The sequence below is a fragment of the Variovorax paradoxus genome (assembly GCF_030815855.1).
GTDB classification, from domain to species: domain Bacteria; phylum Pseudomonadota; class Gammaproteobacteria; order Burkholderiales; family Burkholderiaceae_C; genus Variovorax; species Variovorax paradoxus_M.
In genome coordinates this window covers 1632840-1656694 of sequence record NZ_JAUSXG010000001.1, presented here as the reverse complement: position 1 = coordinate 1656694, position 23855 = coordinate 1632840, and the positions used below count along the sequence as shown (strand labels likewise).

Here is a 23855-nt window from a genome sequence, read left to right as displayed (position 1 = left end):
GCGGATGGCGATGCATCTGAACGTGACGCCCGAAACCACGCTGCGCAGCGCAGCGCTGACGGCAACGCTGGCACCGGCTGCCGGCGGACGCGTCACCGGCCTCAGCTCCCGCGCCACCGCGGGCGAACGAATCGACTGGCTGGTGCCGCTCGGCGACGCCGTCCGCGCCGGCGGCTTCGAATCCACCCAGTGGCCCAAGGCCGGCTGCTATCCCCTGGTTCCGTTCTCGAACCGCATCCGCGATGGGCGCATCGCGGGCACGCAGGGCAAGGTGCAGTTGCCGCTTCATCCGGGGGAACGGCACGCGCTGCACGGCGTCAGCCAGCAGCGTCCATGGCGCCTGGAGCAACACGCAGCTGATCGCGCCACCATGACCTATGTGCATGGGCCGGGGGATCACGGCTGGCCATGGGCCTTTCGGGCCAAGCAGGCGGTGGCGCTCGACGCCGCAGGCATCACGCTGAGCCTGCGGGTCATCAACGACGACCGAGAGCCGATGCCGGGCGGCTGCGGCTTTCATCCCTACTTCCCGGCCCGCTTCGCGCACAGCCTGCAGTTCGATGCGCGAACCGTCTGGCCGGCGGACGCCGAATTCCTCGCGAGCACGCCGGTGCCGATCGGTCCGGCGGACGACTACGCGTCGGCGAACGCCTTGCCCGATGTCGAATGCACCCGCTACTACGGCGGGTGGAACGGACAAGCGCGGATGGCGGCGGCCGATGGCCCCGCCATCGAACTGCTGGCCAGCGCCGCGCTGCAGCACCTGGTATTGCATCGGCCAGGTCCGGGCGCGTACTTCTGCGTGGAACCGGTCTCGCATGTCGCGGACGCCGCCAACCTGACTGCGGCGCGCGCCGACACCGGCTGGCGCGTGCTCGCGCCCGGCGAGGCGATGGCATGCAGCCTGCGCCTGTCCGTCTCTTCTCTGCCCAGGCAGGCCAACGACAACACCCGCGCAACCACACGAGACCGACCACATGACTGAACCGAAAACTCCCCTCAGGACCGCCCTGGACGGCATCTCGGGCATCCTGGTGACGCCCTTCGACGATGCGGACCGCATCGCGCCCGACCGCCTGGGGCCCGTCGTCGACCGCGCCATCGAGGCCGGCGTCCATGTGCTGGTGGCCAACGGCAACACCAGCGAGTTCTTCGGCCTGACCATGGCGGAGGCCGAGCGCATGGTGCATGCGGCGGCGGAACATGTCCGTGGCCGCGTGCCCTTGCTGGGTGGCGTGGGGCGCAGCGTCCACGACGCCTGCGCCCTGGCGCGCGCCTCGCGCAAGGCAGGTGCCGCCGCCCTGATGGTGCATCAGCTGACCGACCCCTTCGTCGCGCCCAGCGGCGTGGTCACGTATGTGCGCCGGGTTGCCGACGCGGCGGACGGCCTGCCCGTCGTGCTCTATCTGCGCGACGACGCGATCGGCCTGCCGGTGATCGAAGCCCTGTGCCGAATTCCGCAGGTCATCGGCGTGAAATGGGCGTCGCCCACGCCCTTGCGCCTGGTGCAGGCCATGGCGCAGGTCGCCGATCGCGGCCTGGCCTGGGTGTGCGGACTGGCCGAGCCCTGGGCCCCGCCGATGTATGCGGTGGGCGCCCGCGGCTTCACCTCGGGGCTGATCAACGTGCGGCCCGACCTGTCCGTGCGCATCCACGCCGCGCTGGCGAAGGGGGACCACCAGCTGGCGATGGAATTGATCGGCGGCATCGCGGCCTTCGAGGAATTGCGCACGCATGAGCGCAACGGCTCGAACGTGAGCGTGGTGAAAGCGGCGCTGCAATACGCCGGGCGAGACTGCGGCGCGGCCCGGCCGCCCAGCACCTGGCCGCTGCCGGAAGCGGACCTGGCGCAACTCAAGCGGCTGGTCGACGGCTGGAAATAGCATGGAACGCCGCTTCTTCGCCGCCCTTCTGTTCGGCCTCGCCGCTGCTGCGGGCTGGCCTGTTGCCGCACAGACTTATCCAGCCCACCCGGTGAAGCTGGTCATCCCGGTTCCACCCGGTGGCAGCGCCGACGTGGTCGGGCGCCTGCTTGCCAATGCGGTCTCAGCGGAGCTGGGGCAGCCCGTCATCGTCGATAACCGTGCCGGAGCCGCCGGCAGCGTGGGAACGGCGTCGGCGCTGAAGGCGCGGGCCGACGGCTACACGCTGGTCCAGTGCAGCATCGGCAGCTGCGCCATCAATTCGAGCCTGTACAAGAACGTCGGCTACGACCTGTTCAAGGACATGGCGCCGGTGATCCTGCTGGGCGCATCGATCAATGTGCTCGCCGTCAACAACGAAGCGGGCATCCGCAGCGTGAAGGACCTGGTAGACCGGGCCAGGCGCCAGCCCCTGGCCTACGCGTCTTCGGGCGTGGGCGCGTCCAACCACCTCGCCGCCGAGCTGCTCAAGAAGATGGCGGGCATCGAGATGACCCATGTGCCCTACAAGGGATCGGGGCCTGCCATCACCGACCTCATCGGCGGCCAGGTCCCGGTGTTCTTCGACAACGAGCCTTCCATCCTGCCCTTCATCAAGCAGGGCAAGGTGCGTGCGCTGGCGGTGACGGGCAAGACGCGCTCGGTCAACCTGCCGGACGTTCCGACGATGGAAGAACTGGGTTTTGCCGGCTTCGTCATCGAGCCGTGGTACGCCTTCGCGGCCCCGGCGGGCACGCCTGAGCCGGCGATCCGGCGACTCAACACCGCATTCAACAGCGCGCTGAATCAACCGGCGGTGCGCGACAGGATGGTCGCCATGGGCATCACCCCGGCGGGCGGCGCGCCCGACGTGCTCGGCCGCCTGATTCGCAGCGAATACACACGCTGGGCGGAGTTGATCCGCGTGCAAGGTATCAAGGGAGACTGAGGGCCAGCGGCCGCAATGCGGTTCGGATGCGCCCGTCCCATCAGCGAACCGCGAAGGCAAGCGTCAGCGATTCGCTGGAGCTTCGTTCCGGTTGCGTTCCGCACCTGGCTTCCAGGCGTTCGGGTTTCTCTTCCCTGCGGGCACCGAAATTGCTACACTTTTTTACTAATGTGAACAAAGGGGTGGCATATGAACAGCTCTCGAAGAACCCTACTGGGCAAGGCGTGCGGCGCACTGCTGCTGGGCAGCGGCGTTTCTCTTCCGGCTCTCTCGCAATCCACCAAGGCGGCCGCGGGCGCCCGGGTCGTGCTGCTGGGCCAGTCGGTCCCACTGACCGGCGCGGCCGGCGAAATCGGCCTGGCCTTCGCGGCCGGGAGCCGGCTGGCCGTGAGCGACTTCAACGAGCGCAATGCGGCCAGCGGCCTCCAGCTCAAGCTGCTGCAGCTCGACGACGGCTACGACGCCGCCCGTGCCACCGCCAATGCCCGCACCCTGCTCGGCGCCGACAAGGCCGACATGCTGTTCGGCTTCGTGGGCACCGCGAGCAGCGATGCCGGAGCGGCCGTGGCCGCGCAGCAGGGCAACCTGCTGTTCGCGCCTTTCGCCGCTTCCGACTCGCTGCGCGAGGCGGCCCACCCGAACGTGTTTCACGTGCGCCCCGGCATGATCGACGAGGCCCTGAAGATCGTGCGCCAGTGCGCGACCGTGGGGCAGACGCGCATCGCGCTGGTAGGTGACGACGACGCCATGGGGCGCGCCGGCCTGGCCGCCGTGCAGCAGGCCATCGCCGAACTCAAGGTCCCCGCGCTGGTGGCCACCGCCCTGGTTCCCGCCGGTGGCGACAAGCTCGACGCGGCGCTGAAGACGGTGCAGCAGCAAACGCCGCAGGCCATCGTGCTGGTGTCGCTCTCGGGCACCACGGCCAACGCGATCCGCAAGCTGCGCAAGAGTGGCTACACCGGCAGCTTCATGGCCTTCTCGATCGTGGGCATCGACCCGCTCTATGCCGAGCTCGGCAAGGACATCGGCGGCATCGTGATCTCGCAGGTGGTGCCGTCGCCCCGGCCCTCGGCCATTCCCATCGTCAAGGAATACCGCGCCGCCGTCGACAACTCCGACCAGACGCCGTCGTACGAAGGCCTCGAAGGTTTCATCGCGGCCAAGGTCGTGGGCGAAGCGGTGCGCCGCGCGGGCCGCGGCTTCACCACCGCGAGCCTGCAGCGCGTGATGACCGCGATGACCGACTACGACGTGGGCGGCTTCCGCGTCAACCTGCGCCCCGGTTTGCGCGACCCGTCGAGAAACATCGACCTGATCAGCATCTCGGCCGACGGGCGGGTGTTGCGCTGAATGCGCTGAACTATCCGCTGCTGACCAGCGCCTGCAGCGCATCGAGCGACAGCAGCTCGATGCGCCCGTAGCCCAGCCCAATCACGCCCTCGCCCGCCAGCGCATTGAGCTCTTTCGAGAGCGTCTGGCGCGTCACGCCGAGCATCATGGCCAGCGCTTCCTGCGGCAGCATCAGCGTGCGGCGCAAGTGCACCGACTGGGTGGCATCGCCGCGCGCCAGCACCAGCAGGCGGTGCGCCACGCGTGCGCGCAGGCTGCGCAGCGTGGCATCTTCGGTCAGGCCGTAGAGCATGCGCACCCGCGCGGCCAACATGGCGGCAATGGCGTTGGCAAAGACCACGTCGCGCATCTGCTGGGCAAACGCCTCGGGCGGCACCACGAGCACGTCCAGGGCCTCGAGCGCGGTGGCGTCGTGCGTGCGCGGCGAGCCGTCGATCAGCGTGATCTCGCCGAACCAGTTGCCGGGTTCGAGCACCGCGAGGATGGCCTCGCGCCCGTCTTGCCGCAGCGACGAGATCTTGATCGTGCCGGCCAGCAGGCCGTAGAAGCCGCCGCCCGCGGCATGGATCGGGTCGCCCTGGCGAAACATCATCGCGCCGCGCCGGACATGGATGAGTTCGCCCGCCCCCAGCAGTGCTTCGCGCTGTGCCCGCGGCATGCTCATGAACCATGGGTTGCGCTCCATCGCAGCGCGATGGGAGGCGGAAAGACGCGGTTTGGGCAGCGGCATCGGGGGTTTACCAGAGCCCTGCATTGTCAAATTCTTGACAGTTGAACGTCAAGCCCGGGTCTACAGTGGCCGCCATCCCCCAGGAACACGGAGACAAATACGATGAGCGAACGGGCAAGTTTCAAGAGCATGCAGGAGAGCACGCGCGAAGACTGGCAACTGATCGGCGGCGAGTTCATGCAGTTCACGGGCGGCCTGCCCGCGCGCGTGGTCAGGCACCTGCAGATTCTCGAAGGCGACTACGGCGGCTTTCCGGTCGACCGCTACACCCACTCGCTGCAGACCGCCACCCGGGCCCTGCGCGACGGCCGCGACGAGGAATACGTGGTGTGCGCGCTCTTGCACGACATCGGCGACACGCTCGGCAGCTTCAACCATCCCGACATCGCGGCCGCCATCCTCAAGCCCTTCGTGAGCGAGGCCAACCACTGGATGGTGCAGCACCATGGCATCTTCCAGGGCCACTACTTCTTTCACCACATCGGGCTGGACCGCGACATGCGCGACAACTTCAAGGACCACCCGCACTACGAGCGCACGGCCGAGTTCTGCGCGCTCTACGACAACCCCGCCTTCGACCCGAAAGCCGAGACCTTGCCGATCAGCGAATTCGAGCCCATGCTGCGTCGTCTGATGGCGCAACCCAAGCACAGCATCTACAAGACGGTGCTGAAAGAACCGGCCACCGCCTGACCCCAGACAAAGGAAACACCACCATGAACGCCAACTCCCAATCCGAAATTCAGAAACTCGTCTCCGCCGAAGAGTGGCAACTGCGCATCGACCTCGCAGCCTGCTATCGCCTCGTAGCGCTCTACGGATGGAGCGACCTGGTGTTCACGCACATCAGCGCGCGCATTCCCGGCCCCGAGCACCACTTCCTGATCAACCCCTACGGCCTGATGTTCGACGAGATCACCGCGTCGAGCCTGGTCAAGGTCGACCAGCAGTGCAACAAGATGATCGACTCGCCCTACCCCGTGAACCCGGCCGGCTTCGTGATCCACAGCGCCGTGCATGCCGCGCGCGAAGACATCCAGTGCGTGCTGCACACCCATACCAGGGCCGGCATCGCCGTGAGCGCGCAGAAAAATGGCGTGCTGCCCATCAGCCAGCAATCGACCTTCGTGCTGGCCTCGCTGGCTTACCACGACTACGAAGGCGTGGCCTTCCGCGACGACGAAAAGCCGCGCCTGCAGGCCGACATGGGCCACGCCAACTTCCTGATGCTGCGCAACCACGGCCTCTTGACCTGCGGCAAGACCATTGCAGACGCCTTCCTTTCGATGTACACCTTCGAGAACACCTGCCAGATCCAGATTGCGGCGCAGTCGGGCGGCAGCGAACTCACGCAGGTGAACCCGAAAATCGTCGAAGGCGTGGGCCAGGCGATGAAGGTCCAGACAGGCGGCCTGGGCGGGCAGTTCGTCTGGCCGTCGCTGATCCGCAAGCTCGACCGCATCGACGACAGCTACAAGCAATAAGAACACGCGCCGATTCCGGTTTGCACGGCTGCCGGTGCCTGCGCGACAGGTGCCGGCAGCCATTTTTTTAGAAGAAGCACAAAGAGGAGACAACAAGGCATGGACGCTACGCTCATCGTGACCCGCTTTCTGTTCGGCGCACTGGCGCTGGTGATGTTCGGGCTCGGGCTTTCGCTCTCGCTGGACGACTTCCGGCGGCTTTTCAAGCACCCCAAGGCGGTGACCATTGCGCTCACGCTGCAGGTCGTCGGCCTTCCGCTGGCCTGCTACGCCATCATCGTGGGCTTCGGGCTGTCGCCGGTGTTCGCCATCGGGCTCATGCTGCTCGCGGCTTCGCCGGGCGGCATTTCGGCGAACCTGTTCTCGCACCTGTTCGGCGGCAACGTGGCCATGAACATCTCGCTCACGGCCGTGAACACGCTGCTGTCGATCGTCACGTTGCCGCTCATCGCCAATTGGGCCATCGGGCATTTTGCGCAAGGCGGCCAGGTGGTGCCGCTGCAGACGCGCAAGCTGGTGGAGGTGATTGCCATCGTGCTGGTGCCGGTGGTCATCGGCATGTTCGTGGCCTCGCGCAAGCCCGGCTTCGCGGCGCGCATGGAAAAGCCGACCAAGATCTTCAGCGCCGTGGTGCTTGCGGTGGTCATCGTGCTCGCCATTGCGAACGAATGGAAGACCATCACAGCGACCTTCGCCGAAATCGGACTGCCGGTACTGCTGTTCAACCTCTTGAGCCTGCTCGCGGGCTACTACCTGAGCAGAGCCGCGGGCCTGGACAAGCCGCTGGCCACGGCTATCAGTTACGAGATCGGCATCCACAACTCCACGCTGGCCATCTTCATCGCGGTGAGCGTGCTGGGCAGCTTTCAGCTCGCGCTGCCGGCCGCGATCTATTCGGTGGTGATGTACATCACGGCCCCGCTGTTCGGCTGGTTGCTGCTGCGCAAGCGGCAACCGGCGGCCATGCCTGCGCGATGATGCGGGCATGGAACTGAGGCAACTGCGCTACTTCGTCAAGGTCTGCGAACTCCGCAGCATGGGCCGCGCGGCCGTCGAGTTGGGCGTGGTCACGTCGGCGCTGAGCCAGCAGATCAGCCGGCTCGAAGGCGAGCTTTCGACGCGGCTCTTGCAGCGTAGCTCGACCGGCGTGACGCCGACCGATGCCGGCTTGGCCTTTCTGCACCAGGCGCAACTCACGCTGCGGCATGCCGACGACGCCGTGCGCGCGGCGCAGCAGGCGCGCCTCTCGGGCCATGTGAGCGTGGGCCTCGCGCCCACCACCGCCACGGTGCTCGGCGTGCCGCTGATGCGCGCCATGCAGGAGCGCTACCCCGAGGTGCGGCTGCACATGGTCGAGGCGCTCTCGGGGCACCTCACGACCATGCTGCACGCGCGCCAGCTCGATCTGGCGGTGCTGTTCCAGACCGACACGCCACGCCGCTGGAGCGTGCTGCCGCTGCTCGCGGAAAAGCTCTTCGTGATCGCGTCGCCGGATCTCGCGCAACGTCCCACCGGCACCAAGGTGCGCTTGTCGCAGCTGGCCGAGGTACCGCTCATCCTTCCCAGCGGCAGCCACGGACTGCGCGCCACACTCACGGCGGCTTTCGCGCGGGCGCGCATTGCGCCGCGCATCGTTGCCGAAGTGGACGGCCTGGCGCTGTTGATGGACGCGGTGCGCGCCGGCCATGGCGCCACCATCCAGCCCGGCGCCGCCACGGCCCGGCACGACCGCGACGACCTGCAGCTCACGCAGATCAGCGATGCGCATGTAGGCCGCCGCAACCTGCTCGTCAGCCTCTCCGACGACGAGCTTTCGCCCGCCGCGCTGGCGGCGCGCGTGGTGCTTGCCGACACCGCCCGCGCCCTGGTGCGCGAAGGCCGCTGGACCGGCGCCAGTCTTCTCGAAAACTGAACACCCGTTGCCTCTTTCGGCCTTTCGCGTGAAGGCCCCGCTGCCTAAAGTCTCCTGCATTCCAAGGAGGCCCACGAGTGATAGACGTACTGGTTGTCGGCGGCGGCAATGCCGCGCTGTGCGCCGCGCTGATGGCGCGCGAGGCCGGCGCCTCCGTGCTGCTACTCGAGGCCTCGCCCAAGGAATGGCGCGGCGGCAATTCGCAGCACACCCGCAACCTGCGCTGCATGCACGACGCGCCGCAGGACGTGCTGATCGACGCCTACCCTGAAGAGGAGTACTGGCAAGACCTGCTCAAGGTGACCGGCGGGCTCACCGACGAGCGCTTGGCGCGCCTGGTGATCCGCGCCTCTTCCAGCTGCCGCGACTGGATGCGCAGCCACGGCGTGCACTTTCAGCCGCCGCTCTCGGGCGCGTTGCACGTGGCGCGCACCAACGCCTTCTTCATGGGTGGAGGCAAGGCGCTGGTCAACGCCTACTACCGCAGCGCCGAACGGCTCGGCGTGCAGATCCGCTGCGACACGCCCGTGGCCTCGGTCGAACTCGATGGCGAACGCTTCGTGGCGGTGCGCACCGAAGCCGGCGAACGCATCGAAGCAAAGAGCTGCGTGCTGGCCGCGGGCGGTTTCGAATCGAACCGCGAATGGCTGCGCGAGGCCTGGGGCCAGAACGAGCGCGGCGAATGGCCGGCCGACAACTTCCTGATCCGCGGCACGCGCTTCAACCAGGGCGTGCTGCTCAAGTACATGATCGAAGCCGGTGCCGACAGCATCGGCGATCCGTCGCAGGGCCACATGGTGGCCATCGACGCGCGCGCGCCGCTCTACGACGGCGGCATCTGCACGCGCATCGATTGCGTCTCGCTCGGCGTGGTGGTCAACCGCGACGCGCAACGCTTCTACGACGAAGGCGAAGACTTCTGGCCCAAGCGCTATGCGATCTGGGGTCGGCTCGTGGCGCAGCAGCCGGGGCAGATCGCCTGGTCGATCATCGACCAGAAGGCGGTCGGCCGCTTCATGCCGCCCGTGTTCACCGGCACGCAGGCGGCCACGCTCGGCGAACTGGCACAGAAGATCGGCCTCGACGAAACCACCTTCGTGCGCACCGTGCAGGACTACAACGCCGCCTGCCGCGTCGGCCGCTTCGACCACACCGCGCTCGACGACTGCCACACCGAAGGCATCGCGCCCGCCAAGACGCACTGGGCGCGCCCGCTGGACACCGCGCCCTTCTACGCCTACCCGGTGCGCCCCGGCATCACCTTCACCTACCTGGGCCTGAAAGTGGACCAGACCGCGGCCGTGCGCTTCGGTGGCCGGCCGAGCCCCAACCTCTTCGTGGCCGGCGAAATGATGGCCGGCAACGTGCTGGGCAAGGGCTATACGGCCGGCGTGGGCATGAGCATCGGCACCGCCTTCGGCCGCATCGCCGGCGCGCAGGCTGCAAAAGCCGCCAAGAACCTTTCGAAGAATTCCCCGGAGACCGCCCTTGCAGCAGCTCACTGACCTCGTCGCGCGCGCCCGTGCGGACGCCGACGGCATCGGCAGCGCCTCGGCCCGCGTGATCCCCATTCGCCCCGCCCTGCCCCTCACAGCGAGCGAAGGAGAGGTCGCGCGCATCCTGCAGATCTGCAACGCCTGCCGTTATTGCGAAGGTTTCTGTGCGGTGTTCCCCGCAATGACGCGGCGGCTCGAGTTCGGCAAGGCCGATACGCACTACCTGGCCAACCTGTGCCACAACTGCGGCTCCTGCCTGCATGCGTGCCAGTACGCGCCGCCGCACGAGTTCGCGGTGAACGTGCCGCAGGCCATGGCGCAGGTGCGCATGCAGACTTACCACGACTACGCCTGGCCATCTGCAATGGGTGCGCTGTACAAGAAGGCCGGCCTCACCGTCGCGCTTGCACTCGCCGCCGGCCTCGCGCTGTTCCTGGTGCTGGCCGTGGCCATGACGGGCGCGCTGCTGCACGAGCCGCTCGCAGGCAATTTCTACGCGATCTTTCCGCACAACTTTCTTGCGCTGGTGTTCGGCGCGGTGTTCGGCTTCGTGGTGTTCGCACTGGGCATGGGCACGCGCCGGTTCTGGCGCGAGGTGTCGCCGGCGCAGGAAAGCGCGCCCGCCGAAGTGGCCGGCGTGCGCGCCGCAGCCAGCGCCGAGGCCGCGCACGACGTGCTGCGACTCACCTACCTGGACGGCGGCCACGGCGAAGGCTGCAACAACGCCGACGACCGCTTCACGCTCTGGCGCAGGCGCTTTCACCACTTCGCCTTCTACGGCTTCATGCTGTGCTTTGCCTCCACGTGCGTGGCAACGCTCTACCACTACCTGTTCGGCCTGCAAGCGCCCTACGCGCTCACGAGCCTGCCGGTGCTGCTGGGCACTGCCGGTGGTATCGGATTGGTGATCGGCCCCGTCGGATTGCTGTGGATGAACCTGCGGCGCAATGCGGCACACGGCGACATTGCGCAGCGGCCGATGGACCGCGGCTTCATCGCGCTGCTGCTGCTCACGAGCCTGACCGGCCTTGCGCTGCTCGCCTGGCGCGACACCGCCTTCATGGCGCTGCTGCTCGCGGTGCATCTGGGCGTGGTGATGGCGCTCTTCCTGACCCTGCCCTACGGCAAGTTCGCGCACGGCATCTTCCGCTCGGCGGCATTGCTCAAGTTCGCGATCGAGAAACGCCTGCCCAGCCGCTTGCAGCTGGGCACCGACTGAACGACCTGAATCCTGCAATCGAAAGGAACCCCGCGATGACAACCCCTGGCGTGCTCCAGATCCCTTCCATGAAAGACCGCTGCTCCGACGCCGAATGGCAGGCCCGCGTCGACCTTGCGGCCTGCTACCGGCTCGTCGATCTGTACGGCATGTCGGACATGATGGCCAACCACATCTCCTCGCACGTGCCGGGCGAGCATGGCGCGTTCCTCATCAACCCCTACGGGATGATGTACGAGGAGATCACCGCGTCGAGCCTCATCAAGGTCGACCAGGACGGGAATATCCTCTCCAAGCCCGACTTCGGCGACCTGAACTACGGCATCAACAAGGCCGGCTACGTGATCCACAGTGCCGTGCACGCCGCGCGGCCCGACGTGGCCTGCGTGATCCATACGCACAGCTGGGCCTCGATGGCGGTGTCCTCGCTCGAATGCGGCCTGCTGCCGCTCACGCAAACCGCGATGCGATTCCTGAAGATCGGCTACCACGACTACGAGGGCGTGGTGCTCAACACCGAGGAGCAGGCCTCGCTGCTGGCCGACTTGGGCCAGGGCGAAGCGGTGATCTTCCGCAACCACGGTGCACTGGTGGTGGGCCGCAGCGTGGGCGAGGCCTTCAACTGGATGCATCGGCTCGAGCTGGCCTGCCGCGCGCAGATCGGCGCCATGTCGTGCAACACGCCTTTGGTGGAGGTGCCGCAGCACATCCTGGAAGAAACCTGGAACAACTACCAGCCCGGCACTCGCCGCCCTTACGGACTCATGGAATGGCCCGCGCTGCTACGGAAGCTCGACCGCATGGACCCGGGCTTTCGCGACTGACAGTCCATTGCAACTGAACCATCCCATCAGAGGAAAAGAAAATGAGACGAGACAAGCTTTCACCATCCATCGATTCACTTGCCATGCGGCGCCGCGGCTTCGCGGGTGTCGCGGCACTGGTCCTGCTCACCGGCGGCCTGGCCGCGGCTCAACGTGCCGACGCGCAAGCGGCCTACCCCTCGAAGCCGGTGCGCGTGGTGGTGGCCTTCACGGCCGGCGGCACCACCGACATCCTGGCGCGCGCGGTCACGCAGCAGATGTCCGAGAAGCTCGGGCAGCCCTTCGTCATCGACAACAAGCCCGGCGGCGGCGGCAACATCGGCACCGAGTTCGTGGTGCGTGCACCGGCCGACGGCTACACGCTCATCGTCAATTCAGTCGGCCCCATGGCCGTGAACCAGACGCTCTACAAGAACCTGCCGTATGACCCGCTCACCGACCTCGTGCCCGTGGTGCAGATTGCCGACGTGCCCAACGTGCTGGTCGTGAACCCCGAGGTGCCCGCCAAGACGATGGAAGAGTTCATTGCCTACGCCAAGGCCAACCCCAACAAGCTGAACTACGGTTCCACCGGCGTCGGCACTTCGTCGCATCTTTCGAGCTTCATGCTCAGCAAGCGCATCGGCGCCGAAACGCTGCACATTCCCTACAAGGGCGCCAACGCGTTGAACGACCTGCTCGCGGGCCGGGTGCAATTCATGTTCGCGACCATCCCTTCGGTCATCTCGCACATCAAGGCGGGCAAGCTGCGCGCCGTTGCGGTCAGCAGCCTGCAGCGCTCGCGCTCGCTGCCCGATGTGCCCACGGTGGCCGAAAAAGGCTTTCCGGATTTTTCGGCAGGTTCGTGGTTCGGCTTCTTCGCGCCCAAGGGCACGCCGGAGCCGGTGATGGCACTGCTCAACAAGGCGGTCAACGAGGCCCTTCCGGGACTGAGCGCACAGATGGTGCGCGAAGGTGCCGACCCGGTCGGCGGCACGCCCGCGCAGTTCGGGCAATTCACGCGCCGCGAGTATGAGAAGTGGAAGCTGATCGTGCGCGAATCGGGCGCCACCGCCGAGTAACGTGACACCGCACCGGAAGACGCCGATGCAGCCGCTGCGCATCCTCATGTCTGCCGAGGCCGCGCGCCAGACCGCGGGCGGCCTCGCGGCGGCACTGGGCCACAGGCCGTATGTGCTCGCGGCCGTTGGCGACGATGCCGACGTGGCCTTCGTCTCGCGCGACATTACCGGGCTCTCCACCAAGCACGCGGTGCTGCCCGCAACGCAGCGCTTTCACGATGCGATGCGCGGCGCACCGTCGCTGCGCTGGGTGCATGCCCACTCGTCGGGTGCGGACAGGCCGGTGTATGGCGAACTGCGCGCACGCGGGGTGGCGGTAACGACCTCTTCGGGCGCCAATGCAGGTGTCGTGGTGCAGACCGCACTCGCCGGCGTGCTGATGCTGGCGCGCTGCTTTCCGCAGCTGCTGGCGGCACAGCGCAACCGAAACTGGGCACCGCTCGTGGGCAGCGGGCTGCCACGCGACCTTGCGGGACAGACCGCGGTCATCGTCGGCTGGGGGCCGATCGGCCAGGGCTTGGCCTCGCTGCTTTCCGTGCTGGGCCTGCGCGTTGTCGCCGTTCGCAACAGCAGCGCCACGGCCGCGCCGCCCGCGGCGGAAACAGTGAGCTACGAGCGCATCGGCGAGGTGCTGCCGCAGGCCGACTGGCTCGCACTGTGCTGCCCGTTGACCGAGCGCACGCGCGGCCTCATCGATGCAGTTGCGCTCGCGCGCTTGCCGGTGGGCGCGCGCCTGGTGAACGTGGCGCGCGGAGAGGTGGTCCACGAGGCCGCGCTCATCGATGCACTGCAAGCTGGCGCACTGGCCGGTGCCTACCTCGACGTGTTCGCGCACGAGCCGCTGCCGGCCGAATCGCCGCTGTGGGAGATGCCCAACGTCATCGTCACGCCGCACACCGCGGGCCACTCCGACGGCAACGAGGCGCGGGTGGCCGCCATCTTCCTGGACAACCTGCGCCGCTGGGCCGAGGGGCAGCCGCTGTTGAACCAGGTGTAACAGCGCCAAAGACCGACCGCGCCATGCGGTCAGGCTTTGGCGTGAGAATGGCGGGCCATGCACGTTCGAATCCCCGCCATGGCGGCCCTGCTGGGCCTGGCCTGTTTTCTCTCCTCCCCCGCCTCCCATGCTGCCCCGGCCTCCGCCGAGAGCCCCCAGGGGGGCGCGGACGCTCGTATCGATTCGCTCGTCGCCCGCATGACGGTCGAGGAAAAAGTCGGCCAGCTCAGCCTCTACGGCCCCGCCGACACGAACATCCCGGGCAATCCCCAGGCCGCCCAGCGCAATGGGCAACAAGAGATCGACGACGTGCGCGCCGGCCGGCTCACGGGCCTGTTCAACAACCAGGGCCTGGAGCGCAAGCGCGTGCTGCAAGAGGTGGCGGTGCGCGAATCACGACTGGGCATTCCGCTGCTCTACGGCGCCGACGTGATCCACGGCTTTCGCACCATCTTCCCCATGCCCCTGGCCGAGGCCGCCAGCTGGGAGCCCGAACTGGCCGAGCGCACCGCGCGCGCGGCGGCGGTGGAAGCCAGCGCCGACGGATTTAGATGGACCTTTGCGCCCATGGTGGACATTGCCCGGGATGCGCGCTGGGGCCGCGGCATCGAGGGCGCGGGCGAAGACGTGTACCTGGCCAACCTGTTCGCGGCGGCGCGCGTACGCGGCTTCCAGGGCAGCGATCTCTCGCGCGGCGATGCATTGCTGGCCACGCCCAAGCACTTCGCGGCCTATGGTGCGGCCGAGGGCGGGCTCGACTACGCCGCGACCGACATCTCCGAGCGCACGCTGCGCCAGGTGTACCTGCCGCCGTTCCGCGCGGCGGTGGACGCGGGCGCGCTCTCGATGATGAGTGCCTTCAACGAGATCTCAGGCATCCCCTCGATCGCCAACCCGGCGCTGCTCACGGGCGTGCTGCGCGACGAGTGGAAGTTCAAGGGCTTCGTGGTGTCCGACTACACCGCCGACGAGGAACTGATTGCGCACGGCTACGCCGCCAACGGCCGGGAAGCCGCCAAGCAGTCATTCCTGGCCGGCACCGATGTCAGCATGCAGAGTGGCCTGTACATGCGCTACCTGCCCGAGCTCGTGGCCTCGGGCGAAGTGCCGATGGCCCGCCTGGACGATGCGGTGCGCCGCGTGCTGTGGGTCAAGCAGAAGCTCGGCCTGTTCGACCAGCCGCTTCGCGGACTCGACGGTCCACCGGCGCAGGCCCGCGCCGAAAACCCCGCGCACATTGCGCTGGCGCGCGAGGACGCACGCCGCTCCATCGTGATGCTGAAGAACGAACGCGCGGTGCTGCCCCTGCCCAGGTCCGGCAAGAAGATCGCGCTGATCGGGCCTTTCGCCTCGGGCACGCAGGACCTGCTCGGCGCCTGGAGCCTGTTCCCGGGCCAGTCGGCCCCCGTCGGCATCGAAGACGGCCTGCGCGCCGGGCTGCGTGACCCTTCGGCGTTGACCGTGGTGCGCGGCTCTGGCATCGAGTCGCCGCTCGCGGGCGGCATCGAGGCCGCGGTGTCCGCCGCGCGCGACGCCGACGTGGTGGTGCTCGCCATCGGCGAAGGCCAGCTCATGTCGGGCGAGGCCCGCTCGCGCACAGACATCGGCCTTCCCCAGGCGCAGCAAGATTTGGCCGAGGCGGTGGCCGCGACCGGCAAGCCCGTGGTCGTGCTGCTGAGCAACGGCCGCGCCATGGCGCTGCGGGGCGCGGTGCGCAACGCCGACGCGATTCTTGTCACCTGGTTTCTCGGCGTGCAGACGGGCTCCGCCATTGCGGACGTGGTGTTCGGCGACTTCAATCCCTCGGGCCGGCTGCCGGTGAGCTTTCCGCAAACATCGGGGCAGGTGCCCTTCTACTATGGGCAGAAGCGCACCGGCCGCCCGTTGCCCGACAACGACCAGGCCATGGCGTTCAAGACCCGCTACGTGGACACCACGAACCAGGCGCTCTATCCCTTCGGATACGGCATCGGCTATGCACCGGTGCGCTACGACGGCGTCGAACTCAGCCGCGACAGGGTGCCGCTCGGCAGCACCCTGCGAGTGCGCGCCACCGTCACCAACACCGGCCAGCGCGAAGCCGAGGAAGTGGTGCAACTCTATGCCGCCGAACGCGCCGCGAGCGTGACGCGGCCGGTTCGCGAGCTCAAGAGCTTTCGCAAGGTGCGCATCGAGCCTGGCACGTCGAAGGTGGTCGAGTTCACGCTCGGTGCGGAAGACCTGCAGTTCATCGGCCGCGACATGAAGCCGACCGTCGAACCCGGCGAGTTCGATTTGTGGGTGGCGCCTTCGGCTACCGGTGGCATACGAAAGAGCTTTGCGTTGACGCGCGAGTGATGCGCAACGCGCAGTGCCTCCGCCCTCCGGGGCTTTCTGCAGCAACGGAAAACGGGCCCAACGAGGGCCCATTCTTCATTGCGCTGATTCGCGAGAGATCGGCTTACAGGCCAGCTTGGCGCGTGAACGACACGCTGGGCTTCTTGTAGGCTTGCGGCACTTCGTCGCGGTAGAACGCGCGGCGGTCGAGGCTCGCGAGCGGGTCATGCGCCTTGGCGACGGCTTCGGCCTGGATCACCGAGCGGTCGGCGGTCGAGTTGAAGGCTTGTGCGCCGGCGCTGGCGCCTTCGCCGTATTCGTTGCCGGCGCGAGCGGCGGCAGCGGCTTGCGGTGCGACTTCGGAACGCGAAACGCCGGAGTTCACGGTCAGCACGCCTTCATAGGTTTCTGCGTGCGCACCGGCAGCAGCCAGGAGCGAGAGAGCAGCGGCAGCGAGGATCTTCGAGGCATTCATTTCAATCTCCTAATGGGTTGGTTGGTGAGATGAAGTTTGATCCCGAACACCCATTGAAAAACGCCGCAAAACGAATCACGGCGTTCACGAGATTGAAACAATCCGGCAGATGCCAAGGCGCCACCCGCCTCGCAGTCTTGGCGCAGGATTAGTGCGAAATCATCCAGGGCCGCTTCGACGGCGCCGACTTCGCACCGTTGGGCGCAGTCACTGTCGCGCTGCTGCGCCGCGACGATCCCGAGCAGCAGCCGCAGCCCGCCGGATGCTTGAAGCGCGCGTAGTCGCGTGAGCTGCCCGGCTCATGCCTCGCGCGCTCGTTGGTCTCCATTGCGCGGCGCGTGCCCGATGCCATCAGCGCGAGCCGCGGTGCGGCCGAAAGCACGCGTGGCGATGCGCATCCGCAGTCGGGGCAAGCGGCCGGCTCATCGCGCTGGCCCGAAGGCCGCAGCGCTTCGAAGCCGCCGCATTGCCCGCAGGCATAGTCGTAGGTGGGCATGGGCGCGTCAGGCCAGGTCGTGCGAGAGCGGCATGTCGATGCTGCCGTCGATCATCTTCACCGGCCCCGCCGCATTCGGGTTGATGTCGAAGTCGAAGATCTGCGTGGGCAGCCACAGCGTGGCGCAAGAATTGGGCACGTCGACCACGCCGCTGATGTGGCCCTGCACAGGTGCCGTGCCCAGGATCGAATAGGCCTGTGCGCCCGAGTAGCCGAACTTCTTCAGGTACTCGATGGCGTTGAGGCACGCTTGCCGATAGGCCACGTTCACGTCGAGGTAGTACTGCTTGCCGGCCTCGTCGACCGAGATGCCTTCGAAGATCAGGTAGTCGTTGTATTGCGGGGTGATCACGCTCGGCTTGAAGATCGGGTTCTTGATGCCATACTTGGCCATGCCGCCCTTGATGAGCGTGACCTTCATGTGCACCCAGCCGGCCATTTCGATGGCACCGCAGAAGGTGATCTCGCCGTCGCCCTGGCTGAAGTGCAGGTCGCCCACGCTGAGGCCCGCGCCATCGACATACACAGGGAAGAACACCTTGGAGCCCCGCGACAGGTCTTTGATGTCGCAGTTGCCGCCGTGCTCTCGCGGCGGCACGGTGCGCGCGCCTTCGGCGGCAGCCTTGATGCGCGCTTCGCCGGTCATCTTGCCCATGTGGGCGGTGCCTGCGAACGGCGGGTTGGCAAGGCCGGGAACGCGGTCGGGATCGGTGGCAATGAGCTTGCCTTCGCGCTCGTTCCACATGTCGAGCATGGGCTTGTCGGGCAGGCAGCCGATCAGGCCGGGATGGATGAGGCCCGCAAAGTTGACGCCCGGCACATGGCGCGAGCTGGTGAACATGCCCTTGAAGTCCCAGATGGATTTCTGCGCTTCGGGAAAATGGTCGGTCAGGAAGCCGCCGCCGTTCTTCTTCGAGAAGAATCCGTTGAAGCCCCAAAGGCTGTCCTGCTTGGCACCGATGTCGAGCAGGTCGACCACCAACAGGTCGCCTGGCTCGGCGCCTTTCACGCCCACGGGGCCCGAGAGGTAGTGCACGGTACTCAGGTCGATGTCGCGCACGTCGTCAGCGCTGTCGTTGTTCTTGATGAAGCCGCCGGTCCAGTCGAAGGTCTCGAGAATGAAGTCGTCGCCCGGGTTGACCCAGCAGGCCATCGGAATGTCCGGATGCCAGCGGTTGTGGATGTTCTCGTTCTCGGTAGGCGACTTGGTCAGGTCGACCTTGATCAGCGTGTCCGTCATTTGCAGTGGCTCCTGGTTGGGTTGTGGTTAAACGGAGAGATAGGCTTTGATGTGGTCCACATCGGTCTTGTCGCGCGCGGTCTCATGCACGAGCCGGCCGCCTTCGATCACGAAGAGCCGATCGGCCACGTCCATCGCAAAGCTCAGCACCTGTTCCGACACGACGATGGTGATGCCGCGAAGCTTGCGAATCTCGTTGAGGGCCTTGGCGATGTCCTTGATGATCGAAGGCTGGATACCTTCGGTAGGCTCATCGAGCAGCAGCACCTTGGGGTCGGTAACGAGGGCACGCGCAATGGCAAGCTGCTGTTGCTGGCCGCCGGAGAGGTTGCCGCCCTTGCGGCGCTTCATGTCCCAGAGCACAGGGAACAAGGCGTAGATTTCTTCCGGAATGCGGCGGGTCTTGGAGTTCTCGAGGCCGGTCTGGATGTTCTCTTCCACCGTGAGCGTCGGAAAAATCATCCGGCCCTGCGGAACGTAGGCAATGCCCTTGGCCACGCGCTTGAAGCTCTCGTCGCGCGACACGTCCTGCCCCGCCACTTCGATGCGCCCGCTCTTGATCGGCAGCACGCCCATGAGGCTCTTGAACAGCGTGGTCTTTCCCATGCCGTTGCGGCCCATGATGGCGATGGTTTCGTTGGCATGGCCGTCAAACGAGATGCCGTGCAGAGCCTCGCTCTGACCGTACGCGGTATGCAGGTCATCGACCTTCAGCATGATGTTGCTCATTCAGTGGCTCCTTGAGTGCTTCTGTTCAGGGCGCGTGCACAGGCCACCGGGTACTCCCCTCCACGAATGTCCCCCGGCTTCGCCTCCTCCTTGATTTCGCTGCGGGGAGCACCCGATGCCCTGTGCACTGGGACACGCTCGTGGTGTACGGCCGATCAACGACCGGCGTGCATAACGCTCACGTCGATGGGGTGCCTTGCGCAGCGAAATCAAGGGGGAGGCCGCAGGCCGGAGGACATTCGCGGAGCAAGGTACCCCGTCGGCGGGAGCGCGCCCCGAATGACCCACACAGCGACGAATGAAACGACAGGTCATCTAGTGCCCCAGATAAACGTCGATGACCTTCGGGTCCGCCTGCACCTTTTCCATCGGCCCTTCGGCGAGGATCTTTCCCTGGTGCATCACGGTCACCTTGTGCGCGATCTGCTTCACGAAGGCCATGTCGTGTTCGATGACGATCACCGCGCGGTTCTTGCAGATGCGCTTGAGCAGGTCGGCCGTGAGTTCGCGTTCGCGGGCGCTCATGCCCGCAATGGGCTCGTCGAGCATCAGCAACTCAGGCTCCTGCATCAGCAGCATGCCGATCTCCAGCCACTGCTTCTGGCCGTGGCTCAGCAGGCCGGCTTCGGTGCGAAGCCTGTCGGCAAGGCCGATATCCTCGGCCACCGCCTGTACCTTGGCCTTGACCTCGTCGTCGCATTTGAACGCCAGCGCGCCGAGCACCGACCGGCCCTTCGGGAACGACACCTCGAGGTTCTGGAACACGCTGAGGTTCTCGTAGATCGACGGCGTCTGGAACTTGCGGCCGATGCCCAGCCGCACACGCTTGTGCTCGGCCATCTTCGTGAGCTCGGTGTTCTTGAACTTGATGCTGCCGCCGCTCGCACGCGTCTTGCCGCAGATCAGGTCGAGCAGCGTGGTCTTGCCGGCGCCGTTGGGGCCGATGATCACGCGCAACTCGTTCTTGTCGATGTAGAGCGTGAGGTCGTCGATGGCCTTGAAGCCGTCGAAGGAGACGGTGAGGTCTTCCACCGCGAGCGCGAAGTCGGTATTGCTCATGAAGTGTTCCGTTCGGTTCTCAGGCGCGCTGGCTGCCGACACCATCGGGCAGTTGGGGCTCGGGCGACGGCGATGGAGAAAGAGAAGCCGGTGCGGGTGCTGTCGCGGTGGACGTCGGCGGCTTCACCGCGGCTTCGCGCAAGGCCTGGCGGCGGCCCTTCCACCAAGGCCTGATCTTTTCGTCCCACAGGCCCGCGAGCCCCATCGGAAAGGCCATGGTCACGCCGATGAAGAGACCTGCCATCAGGAACAGCCACAGGTCCGGAAAGCTCTCGGAGAACAGCGTCTTGCCCGCATTCACCAGCAACGCGCCGTACACCGCGCCCACGAGGCTCATGCGGCCGCCCACGGCGCAGAAGATCACCATCTCGATGGACGGCACGATGCCCACGAAGCTCGGCGACATGAAGCCCACCTGCAGCGCGAACATTGCGCCGCCGATGCCCGAGAGCCCGGCCGCCAGGCAGAAGGTGAAGACCTTGAAGTTCGACACGTCGTAGCCCGAGAAGCGCACGCGGTCTTCCTTGTCGCGCATGGCCAGCAGCAGCGTCCCGAGCTTGCTGGTCTGCACCCATCGGCACAAGAGGATGCTCAGCACCAGCAGGCCCACGCAGACGTAGTACAGGATGTACTTGGCGCTGTCGGTGCGCGTGTCCCAGCCCAGCATGGTCTTCAGGTCGGTCATGCCGTTGACGCCGCCGGTGTAGCCTTGCTGGCCGATGATGAGCACGGTGCAGATCAGGGCCACCGCCTGCGTGATGATCGCAAAGTACACGCCGCCCACGCGGCGCTTGAACATCGCAAAGCTCACGAGCCAGGCCAGCGCCATCGGCGCCAGCACCACCAGCGCCAGGCTCAGTGGCAGGCTCTTGAACGGCTGCCACAGGGCTGGCAGTTCGGTGATCTGGTTCCAGTCCATGAAGTCCGGAATGCCGGGCGTCGACTGGATCTTGGTGGTGATCGGGTCGGAGGCCTCGAGCTTGAGAAACATCGCCATCGCATAGCCGCCGATGCCGAAGAACACGCCCTGCCCCAGGCTCAGCACGCCGCCGTAGCCCCACACCATGACGAGCCCGACGGCGACGAACGCATACGTAAGGTACTTGCCCACGAGATTCAGGCGAAAGATGTCGAGCGACAGCGGCAGCACCACCGCGAGCAGCAGCACCAGCAGCAAGAGGCTGCCGAGCTGGTAGCGCAGGATCGAGGCCTTGATGAAATTCATCATCGGAACGTTCTCCAGGAAGAAAGCGGGTTCATCAGCGGCGGACTTTCACGGCGAACAGCCCTTGCGGACGAATCATCAGAATCAGCACGATCAGCGAGAGCGTCAGCACCTTGGCCATCGAGCCGGTCATGAAGAACTCCGAGATCGACTGCGTCTGCGCAATGCCGAAGGCCGAGACCACGGTTCCGAGCAGGCTGGCCGCGCCGCCGAAGGTGACGACCAGGAACGCATCGACGATGTAGAGCGAGCCCGAGGTCGGCCCGGTCGAGCCGATGGTGGTGAAGGCCGCGCCGGCCATGCCCGCAATGCCGCAGCCGATGGCGAAGGTGAGGCGGTCGGTCTTCATGGTGTCGATGCCGGTCGCGTTGGCCATCGTGCGGTTGGCCACGGTGGCGCGCACACGCAGGCCCCAGCGGCTCTTGTGCAGCGCGACCAGCACGCCGCCCGTGACCAGCGCAGTGAGCATCAGCACGAACAGGCCGTTGATCGGAATGTCCAGGCCCTCATGCGGCGTCCACGAGCCCATGAGCCACTCGGGCAGCGTCGGGCTCACTTCCTTCGGGCCGATGAAGGTGCGGAAGATCTGCTGCAAGCCCAGGCTCACGCCCCAGGTCGCGAGCAGCGTGTCGAGTGGCCGCTTGTAGAGATGCCGTATGAGCACCCACTCCACGATCCAGCCGACGATAAACGCGAACACGAAAGCGAGGCCGATCGCGATCGGAAAGTAATACGGCATGAACGCGGGCGTCAGGCTTTCGGTGACGCGCGCGGCCAGGTAGATCGAGTAGGCGCCGATGGTCATGAACTCGCCATGTGCCATATTGATGACGCCCATCTGGCCGAAGATGATCGCGAGCCCGAGGCCCATCAGCAGCAGCACCGCGAAGAGGCTCAGCCCCGCGAAGCCCTGCATCAGGCCGATATTCATCATGTCCGACAGGTTCATGGCAGCGAATTCCGATGTTGGGTATTAGCTCCTTCCCCTCCGGGGGAAGGTTGGGATGGGGGCAGGCAGGGCGCGCCCGGCAGTGACGCCGCATGCCCCCACCCCGGCCCTCCCCCGGGAGGGGAGGGAGCAAGACAGGGTTACTGATAGCCCTTCGGAAACGGATCCGGCTTGATCAGCTCGCTCGATTCCGCCACCACCTTGAACGTCCCATCCAGCTGCCCCTGCCCGATGCGCGCCTTGCTCCACAGGTGATGGTTCGCGTCCAGCTTCACGTAGCCTTCGGGCGCGGTCTTCAGCTCGATGCCCGGCGAGCCGGCCACGACCTTGTCCACGTCGAAGCTGCCGGCTTTCTCGACAGCAGCCTTCCAGAGCCACGGCCCCAGATAGCCCGCCTGCGTCACATCGCCAATCACCGCGTCCTTGCCGTACTTCCCCTTGAAGGCTTCGACGAACTTCTTGTTGTTCGCGTTGTCGAGCGACTGGAAGTACTTCATCGACGAGTAGAAGCCCGCGAAGTTCTCGCCGCCCACGCCGGTCATCTCGTCTTCGGTCACGGCCAGCGTCAGCAGGAACTGCTTGTCGCCCGTGATGCCCGCGGCCTTGAGCTGCTTGTAGAAGGCCACGTTCGAGCCGCCCACCACGGCCGCGAAAATGCAGTCGGGCTTTGCCACCTTGATCTTGTTGATCAGCGAGTTGAAGTTGGTGTGGCCCAGCGGGTAGTACTCCTCGCCCTTGACCGAACCCTTCTGGAAGTTCTCGATGTGCTTGCGCGCGATCTTCATCGAGGTGCGCGGCCAGATGTAGTCGGAGCCGACCAGGAAGAAGGTCTTGGCCTTCTTCTCCTTTGCGCCCCAGTCCAGGCCCCAGATGATCTGCTGCGTGGCTTCCTGGCCCGTGTAGATCACGTTCTTGCTCTGCTCCAGGCCCTCGTAGAAGGTCGGGTAGTACAGGAGACCATTCTCCTTCTCGAACACCGGCAGCACGGCCTTGCGCGAAGCGCTGGTCCAGCAGCCGAACACCGCGGCGCAGTGATCGTTGACCAGCAGCTTCTTCGACTTCTCGGCAAAGGTCGGCCAGTCGGAGGCGCCGTCTTCCTTGATCACCTTGATCTTGCGTCCGAGGATGCCGCCCATGGCGTTGATCTGGTCGATGGCGAGCTGCTCGGCCTGGATCGAGCCGGTTTCCGAAATGGCCATGGTGCCCGAGGACGAGTGCAGCTGGCCCACCGTCACCTCGGTGTCGGTCACCGCGAGCTTGGTGGTGTTGACCTTGGCCGTGGGGAACTGCGACTGGCCGAAGCTCAGGCCGGAGAGGCCCATCACGGGCAGCGCGGCGGCGCCCTGCAGCAGTCGGCGGCGGCGCAATGCCAGGGCATCGAGGGAAGTATCGGAATCACGCGACATCAGGAACTCCAGGCAGGTTGAGGAAAAAATCAAGGGT

23 protein-coding genes are annotated in these 23855 nt (G+C 66.4%); 14 read left to right on the top strand and 9 right to left on the bottom strand.

Translation table 11 applies throughout. The features are described 5' to 3' along the window. The first annotated feature begins 4 nt into the window (after positions 1-4). The 4 genes from QFZ42_RS07660 (at position 5) to QFZ42_RS07645 (ending at position 4200) form a co-directional block, all read left to right on the top strand. A complete protein-coding gene (locus QFZ42_RS07660; protein WP_307700393.1) occupies positions 5-985 on the top strand; it encodes an aldose 1-epimerase in 981 nt (326 codons plus the stop codon). Then, positions 978-1883, top strand: a complete 906-nt coding sequence (locus QFZ42_RS07655) for a dihydrodipicolinate synthase family protein (RefSeq protein ID WP_307700392.1) — start codon at positions 978-980, stop codon at positions 1881-1883. The genes QFZ42_RS07660 and QFZ42_RS07655 overlap by 8 nt, the downstream gene beginning before the upstream one ends. 1 nt (position 1884) lies before the next feature. Beyond that, positions 1885-2850 (top strand): Bug family tripartite tricarboxylate transporter substrate binding protein, encoded by a 966-nt coding sequence (locus QFZ42_RS07650; protein WP_307700391.1) that lies wholly within the window; start codon positions 1885-1887, stop codon positions 2848-2850. 189 nt (positions 2851-3039) lie between these two features. Further along, on the top strand, positions 3040-4200 hold the full coding sequence (locus tag QFZ42_RS07645; RefSeq protein ID WP_307700390.1) for an ABC transporter substrate-binding protein: 1161 nt from the start codon (positions 3040-3042) through the stop codon (positions 4198-4200). 10 nt (positions 4201-4210) lie between these two features. Here the strand turns inward: QFZ42_RS07645 and QFZ42_RS07640 are convergent, their stop codons facing one another. Next, positions 4211-4930: a Crp/Fnr family transcriptional regulator gene (locus QFZ42_RS07640; RefSeq protein ID WP_307700389.1), complete on the bottom strand. Its 720-nt coding sequence runs from the start codon at positions 4928-4930 to the stop codon at positions 4211-4213. 102 nt (positions 4931-5032) lie between these two features. Here QFZ42_RS07640 and QFZ42_RS07635 point away from each other — a divergent pair, with 102 nt between their 5' ends. The 10 genes from QFZ42_RS07635 to QFZ42_RS07590 all read left to right on the top strand — a co-directional run bounded on the left by QFZ42_RS07635 (position 5033) and on the right by QFZ42_RS07590 (position 16260). Then, positions 5033-5623 (top strand): HD domain-containing protein, encoded by a 591-nt coding sequence (locus tag QFZ42_RS07635; protein WP_307700388.1) that lies wholly within the window; start codon positions 5033-5035, stop codon positions 5621-5623. 23 nt (positions 5624-5646) lie between these two features. Next, positions 5647-6414, top strand: coding sequence for a class II aldolase/adducin family protein (locus tag QFZ42_RS07630; protein WP_307700387.1), 768 nt, complete (start codon positions 5647-5649; stop codon positions 6412-6414). 99 nt (positions 6415-6513) lie between these two features. Further along, on the top strand, positions 6514-7392 hold the full coding sequence (locus QFZ42_RS07625) for a bile acid:sodium symporter family protein (RefSeq protein ID WP_307700386.1): 879 nt from the start codon (positions 6514-6516) through the stop codon (positions 7390-7392). Positions 7393-7399: 7 nt separating this feature from the next. After that, positions 7400-8326, top strand: coding sequence for a LysR family transcriptional regulator (locus QFZ42_RS07620; RefSeq protein ID WP_307700385.1), 927 nt, complete (start codon positions 7400-7402; stop codon positions 8324-8326). Between the two features lie 77 nt (positions 8327-8403). After that, entirely contained in the window at positions 8404-9831 is a 1428-nt protein-coding gene (gene tcuA, locus QFZ42_RS07615) for an FAD-dependent tricarballylate dehydrogenase TcuA (protein WP_307700384.1), read from the top strand. Then, the gene (gene tcuB / locus QFZ42_RS07610) at positions 9815-11041 is read left to right on the top strand and encodes a tricarballylate utilization 4Fe-4S protein TcuB (RefSeq protein WP_307700383.1); all 1227 of its coding nucleotides are present in this window, start codon (positions 9815-9817) and stop codon (positions 11039-11041) included. Before tcuA ends, tcuB begins: the two co-directional genes overlap by 17 nt. A 35-nt stretch (positions 11042-11076) precedes the next feature. Beyond that, positions 11077-11865, top strand: coding sequence for a class II aldolase/adducin family protein (locus tag QFZ42_RS07605; protein WP_307700382.1), 789 nt, complete (start codon positions 11077-11079; stop codon positions 11863-11865). An 83-nt stretch (positions 11866-11948) separates the two neighbouring features. Continuing rightward, positions 11949-12926, top strand: coding sequence for a Bug family tripartite tricarboxylate transporter substrate binding protein (locus QFZ42_RS07600; RefSeq protein ID WP_373423380.1), 978 nt, complete (start codon positions 11949-11951; stop codon positions 12924-12926). A gap of 25 nt (positions 12927-12951) precedes the next feature. After that, the gene (locus QFZ42_RS07595; protein ID WP_307700380.1) at positions 12952-13923 is read left to right on the top strand and encodes a D-2-hydroxyacid dehydrogenase; all 972 of its coding nucleotides are present in this window, start codon (positions 12952-12954) and stop codon (positions 13921-13923) included. Positions 13924-13980: 57 nt separating this feature from the next. Continuing rightward, positions 13981-16260 carry a glycoside hydrolase family 3 N-terminal domain-containing protein gene (locus QFZ42_RS07590; protein ID WP_307700379.1) on the top strand — a complete coding sequence of 760 codons (2280 nt, stop codon included), beginning with the start codon at positions 13981-13983 and terminating at the stop codon, positions 16258-16260. Between the two features lie 103 nt (positions 16261-16363). Here the strand turns inward: QFZ42_RS07590 and QFZ42_RS07585 are convergent, their stop codons facing one another. From QFZ42_RS07585 to urtA, 8 genes are all read right to left on the bottom strand, one after another. Continuing rightward, the gene (locus QFZ42_RS07585) at positions 16364-16714 is read right to left on the bottom strand and encodes an alpha/beta hydrolase (RefSeq protein ID WP_307700378.1); all 351 of its coding nucleotides are present in this window, start codon (positions 16712-16714) and stop codon (positions 16364-16366) included. A gap of 148 nt (positions 16715-16862) precedes the next feature. Then, positions 16863-17210 carry an FmdB family zinc ribbon protein gene (locus QFZ42_RS07580; protein WP_307700377.1) on the bottom strand — a complete coding sequence of 116 codons (348 nt, stop codon included), beginning with the start codon at positions 17208-17210 and terminating at the stop codon, positions 16863-16865. A 7-nt stretch (positions 17211-17217) separates the two neighbouring features. Continuing rightward, complete coding sequence (fmdA, locus tag QFZ42_RS07575; RefSeq protein WP_307700376.1) at positions 17218-18450, bottom strand: formamidase; 1233 nt, start codon at positions 18448-18450, stop codon at positions 17218-17220. Positions 18451-18477: 27 nt separating this feature from the next. Then, entirely contained in the window at positions 18478-19167 is a 690-nt protein-coding gene (gene urtE / locus QFZ42_RS07570; protein ID WP_307704190.1) for an urea ABC transporter ATP-binding subunit UrtE, read from the bottom strand. A gap of 327 nt (positions 19168-19494) precedes the next feature. Next, positions 19495-20238 carry an urea ABC transporter ATP-binding protein UrtD gene (gene urtD / locus QFZ42_RS07565; RefSeq protein ID WP_307700375.1) on the bottom strand — a complete coding sequence of 248 codons (744 nt, stop codon included), beginning with the start codon at positions 20236-20238 and terminating at the stop codon, positions 19495-19497. 19 nt (positions 20239-20257) lie between these two features. After that, on the bottom strand, positions 20258-21463 hold the full coding sequence (gene urtC / locus QFZ42_RS07560) for an urea ABC transporter permease subunit UrtC (RefSeq protein WP_307704189.1): 1206 nt from the start codon (positions 21461-21463) through the stop codon (positions 20258-20260). 34 nt (positions 21464-21497) lie between these two features. Next, the gene (gene urtB / locus QFZ42_RS07555; RefSeq protein WP_307700374.1) at positions 21498-22412 is read right to left on the bottom strand and encodes an urea ABC transporter permease subunit UrtB; all 915 of its coding nucleotides are present in this window, start codon (positions 22410-22412) and stop codon (positions 21498-21500) included. 140 nt (positions 22413-22552) lie between these two features. Beyond that, positions 22553-23818 carry an urea ABC transporter substrate-binding protein gene (urtA, locus tag QFZ42_RS07550; RefSeq protein WP_307700373.1) on the bottom strand — a complete coding sequence of 422 codons (1266 nt, stop codon included), beginning with the start codon at positions 23816-23818 and terminating at the stop codon, positions 22553-22555. Positions 23819-23855: the final 37 nt, after the last annotated feature.

What these genes read in the sequence shown, in the direction of transcription:
- QFZ42_RS07660 (WP_307700393.1), top strand. Translation starts at nt 5, where the DNA reads ATGGCGATGCATCTGAACGTGACGCCCGAAACCACGCTGCGCAGCGCA.
- QFZ42_RS07655 (WP_307700392.1), top strand. Translation starts at nt 978, where the DNA reads ATGACTGAACCGAAAACTCCCCTCAGGACCGCCCTGGACGGCATCTCG.
- QFZ42_RS07650 (WP_307700391.1), top strand. Translation starts at nt 1,885, where the DNA reads ATGGAACGCCGCTTCTTCGCCGCCCTTCTGTTCGGCCTCGCCGCTGCT.
- QFZ42_RS07645 (WP_307700390.1), top strand. Translation starts at nt 3,040, where the DNA reads ATGAACAGCTCTCGAAGAACCCTACTGGGCAAGGCGTGCGGCGCACTG.
- QFZ42_RS07640 (WP_307700389.1), bottom strand. Translation starts at nt 4,930, where the DNA reads ATGCCGCTGCCCAAACCGCGTCTTTCCGCCTCCCATCGCGCTGCGATG.
- QFZ42_RS07635 (WP_307700388.1), top strand. Translation starts at nt 5,033, where the DNA reads ATGAGCGAACGGGCAAGTTTCAAGAGCATGCAGGAGAGCACGCGCGAA.
- QFZ42_RS07630 (WP_307700387.1), top strand. Translation starts at nt 5,647, where the DNA reads ATGAACGCCAACTCCCAATCCGAAATTCAGAAACTCGTCTCCGCCGAA.
- QFZ42_RS07625 (WP_307700386.1), top strand. Translation starts at nt 6,514, where the DNA reads ATGGACGCTACGCTCATCGTGACCCGCTTTCTGTTCGGCGCACTGGCG.
- QFZ42_RS07620 (WP_307700385.1), top strand. Translation starts at nt 7,400, where the DNA reads ATGGAACTGAGGCAACTGCGCTACTTCGTCAAGGTCTGCGAACTCCGC.
- QFZ42_RS07605 (WP_307700382.1), top strand. Translation starts at nt 11,077, where the DNA reads ATGACAACCCCTGGCGTGCTCCAGATCCCTTCCATGAAAGACCGCTGC.
- QFZ42_RS07600 (WP_373423380.1), top strand. Translation starts at nt 11,949, where the DNA reads ATGCGGCGCCGCGGCTTCGCGGGTGTCGCGGCACTGGTCCTGCTCACC.
- QFZ42_RS07595 (WP_307700380.1), top strand. Translation starts at nt 12,952, where the DNA reads ATGCAGCCGCTGCGCATCCTCATGTCTGCCGAGGCCGCGCGCCAGACC.
- QFZ42_RS07590 (WP_307700379.1), top strand. Translation starts at nt 13,981, where the DNA reads ATGCACGTTCGAATCCCCGCCATGGCGGCCCTGCTGGGCCTGGCCTGT.
- QFZ42_RS07585 (WP_307700378.1), bottom strand. Translation starts at nt 16,714, where the DNA reads ATGAATGCCTCGAAGATCCTCGCTGCCGCTGCTCTCTCGCTCCTGGCT.
- QFZ42_RS07580 (WP_307700377.1), bottom strand. Translation starts at nt 17,210, where the DNA reads ATGCCCACCTACGACTATGCCTGCGGGCAATGCGGCGGCTTCGAAGCG.
- fmdA (WP_307700376.1), bottom strand. Translation starts at nt 18,450, where the DNA reads ATGACGGACACGCTGATCAAGGTCGACCTGACCAAGTCGCCTACCGAG.
- urtE (WP_307704190.1), bottom strand. Translation starts at nt 19,167, where the DNA reads ATGCTGAAGGTCGATGACCTGCATACCGCGTACGGTCAGAGCGAGGCT.
- urtD (WP_307700375.1), bottom strand. Translation starts at nt 20,238, where the DNA reads ATGAGCAATACCGACTTCGCGCTCGCGGTGGAAGACCTCACCGTCTCC.
- urtC (WP_307704189.1), bottom strand. Translation starts at nt 21,463, where the DNA reads ATGAATTTCATCAAGGCCTCGATCCTGCGCTACCAGCTCGGCAGCCTC.
- urtB (WP_307700374.1), bottom strand. Translation starts at nt 22,412, where the DNA reads ATGAACCTGTCGGACATGATGAATATCGGCCTGATGCAGGGCTTCGCG.
- urtA (WP_307700373.1), bottom strand. Translation starts at nt 23,818, where the DNA reads ATGTCGCGTGATTCCGATACTTCCCTCGATGCCCTGGCATTGCGCCGC.